Source organism: Sinobaca sp. H24 (assembly GCF_023845525.1).
Window position 1 is genome coordinate 1 of the sequence record NZ_JALBWT010000015.1, and the last position, 2,765, is coordinate 2,765.

General features: G+C 50.0%; 3 protein-coding genes. All 3 read left to right on the forward strand.

The features are described from left to right. The first annotated feature begins 96 nt into the window (after nucleotides 1-96). Nucleotides 97-696, forward strand: coding sequence for a nucleotidyltransferase family protein (locus MMY81_RS18440; RefSeq protein ID WP_252314019.1), 600 nt, complete (start codon nucleotides 97-99; stop codon nucleotides 694-696). After that, nucleotides 669-1,547 carry an FAD binding domain-containing protein gene (locus MMY81_RS18445; RefSeq protein ID WP_252313996.1) on the forward strand — a complete coding sequence of 293 codons (879 nt, stop codon included), beginning with the start codon at nucleotides 669-671 and terminating at the stop codon, nucleotides 1,545-1,547. The genes MMY81_RS18440 and MMY81_RS18445 overlap by 28 nt, the downstream gene beginning before the upstream one ends. Next, nucleotides 1,531-2,765 (forward strand): molybdopterin cofactor-binding domain-containing protein (locus MMY81_RS18450; protein WP_252314020.1); only part of this gene is annotated, 1,235 nt, incomplete at its 3' end. The genes MMY81_RS18445 and MMY81_RS18450, both read left to right, overlap by 17 nt.

Sequence of the window (2,765 nt, forward strand, 5' to 3'; positions counted from 1 at the left end):
CTCTATTAAAGCGGAAGGGCCGGAGGAAATTGCTGTCAGTATTTTAGCTGAACTAATTCCTTTATCGAAACAGGCCGCTGCAAAGGAGGCAGTAAGATGAAAAAAATAACGGGTATTTATCTGGCTGCAGGCAAAAGCACACGGATGCAGGAGAGTAAGCTTCATCTTCCTGCCGGAAAATATTCTCTCGGCAGTATAGCTTTAAAGCAGGCGCTTTTATCAAACCTTGACAGCACGGTAATTGTCACTCGTCCCGGAGCGGATATAGAATGGATTGCTCCTGAACTTTATCACGGGAATTGGAAAACTATAGAATCAGAACACGCTGAGAAGGGCCAGGCGTATTCCCTGCAGAGCGGTATAGAAAAAGCCGAAGCGGGAGGCGCTGATGCAGTCGTTGTGCTTCTGGCTGACCAGCCTTTTGTTACTGCAGAAAGAATTAATCAACTAATCAGCACATGTGGAAAGCATTTACAGGATTATGCTGCATTAGACCGTCTGCAGCCGCCGCTTTTACTGGAAAAACAGCTTTTTCCCCGCTTGAAACAGCTCGAAGGGGATGAAGGCGCACGATACATTCTTCGATGTGATACCTCTCTAAGGGGGACTTTTCTTTCCTCAGCAAACGATTCGCTTTTCTACGACATAGACACAAAGGAAGATTACCAATGGCTGCTGCAAACAGTACCATCTTAAACCCGAAAACGATAGAAGAAGCGTGGCAGATGAAGGAAAAGTATGGTCCGAGCGCCGCATTTATGATGGGCGGCACTACATTTCAACTTCAGCGGGAAAAAGGAATACCCCTTCCGCCTTACATCATTATGCTGCAGGCACTTCAGGAACTGCAGACGCTTCAACGGCAGGCGGCGGATGGAGAGGATTTTCTTTCTATTGGAGCGAATGTCCCGCTTCGTTATTGTATGGATCACCCTATTATAAAAGCTCACATTCCGATGTTATGCAGTGCCATCGGTGTGGTAGGATCACCTGCTATCAGAAATCAGGGAACGATTGGCGGCAACATCGGCTATCGTAAAGGAGATGCGGCGGCTTCGCTGCTGGCATTAGATGCCAGGGCGCGTTTCATCGACGAAGATGGAGAGCAGGTGCTGCCTCTGGAACAATATATGGAGCAGGAGCAAAAGAAAGCTGCCATGCTTCTGGCTGTTCAAATCCCGCTCCCGGCTCCGGTGCTTGATTTCTTTGAAAAAGTAGGAAGCAGAGAAACATTCAGCCCCTCGATTCTAACTGTGGCGGCCTCAGCAGACTGGACGCGGACAGGGCGTCTCAAGCGCGTAAGAATAGTTATAGGCGGCGGTGACTATCCGCCGGAGCGGATGCCGGCCGCAGAAGCCTGTCTGGAAAATCAGACATTGACGAATGGAGCAGCAGCAAAAGCCTGCGAAATCATTTTGGAGGAGTATACACCGGTATCAGATGTTTTTGCAGGAGCCGGCTATCGAAGAATGGCTGCCGGAATGATACTGGAATCAGCTCTCGAAGCCTGGAAAGAGGAGGAGATGAGCCGTGCCGCTGAAAAATGACGGAAGAGTTCGTCCAGACGGAATAGAGAAAGTGACAGGTACGCTGAAATATTTAACGGATCGACAAATGGAAGGCATGCTTTATGGCCGCGTGCTTCGCAGCCGATACCCTCATGCTTTGATTAAACGTATCCAGACAGAAGAAGCGGCAGCACATCCCGGCGTAGAGGCTGTTATTACAGCAGCGGATGTTCCCGGCTTAAATGGATTCGGCATCGTCGTACCAAATCAGCCGGTTTTCTGTGAAAGCAGAGTCCGCTATATGGGAGATGCGGTTGCGGCCGTTGCCGCCGTATCAAAAGAAGCTGCTGAAGAAGCGCTGGAGAAAATTATCGTAGAGTATGAAGAGCTGCCTATTTTGGACACGATGGAAAAAAGTCTGGCAGCAGAAGCACCGGGGCTTCATGAAGAAGGGAATATACTGCATCAGGCAGAGCAGAAGCGCGGCCGCGTTGAAGATGCATTTGCTTCCTGTGAGGTCGTTGTAGAGGAAACATACGAAACACCAAGGCAGATGCACACATACATGGAAACCGAGGGCGGGGTGGTTGTACCGGAAGCAGGCGGAGGTATTACTGTTTACATGGGCACCCAGCACGGGCTTAAAGACCGGTTTCAGCTTTCCAGAATTCTTGACATGGAAGAAGAAAGCATCCGCGTCGTATCGAGTCCAATGGGAGGCTCGTTCGGCGGAAAGGATGAGCTGAACGTACAGCCTTACGCTGCCCTGCTTGCCTTAAAAACAGGAAAACCGGTCCAGATTCATAACAGCCGGAAAGAGTCAGTGCGGGCCGGCATCAAGCGGCATGCGATGAAAATAAAAATGAAAACAGGAGTGGACAAAAAAGGAAAGCTTATAGCCCACCAAACGTATATAGAGGCTGATACAGGAGCCTATGCTACGCTGGGCCCTGCTATTCTGGAGTTTGCTGTGGAACATGCATCCGGCCCATACGACATTGACCATGTGCACACAAAAGGATTATCCATCTATACGAATAACGGTGTAGCCGGTGAATTCCGCGGCTTTGGTGGAAATCAGATAACGTTTGCACTGGAAGGGCAGATCAGCCGTCTTGCATCTGCGCTTAACATGAACCTGCATGATTTCCAGGCATTTAATATGAGAAAGCATGAATCGCCGGGACCACTAGGCCACCGGATTGCCCCGACGAACGGCGGACAGCTGGTACTGGAAGCCGTGGACCGCATCAGGGA

Excerpts from the sequence above, each read along its gene's own strand:
- MMY81_RS18440 (WP_252314019.1), top strand. The coding sequence starts at position 97 with ATGAAAAAAATAACGGGTATTTATCTGGCTGCAGGCAAAAGCACACGG.
- MMY81_RS18445 (WP_252313996.1), top strand. The coding sequence starts at position 669 with ATGGCTGCTGCAAACAGTACCATCTTAAACCCGAAAACGATAGAAGAA.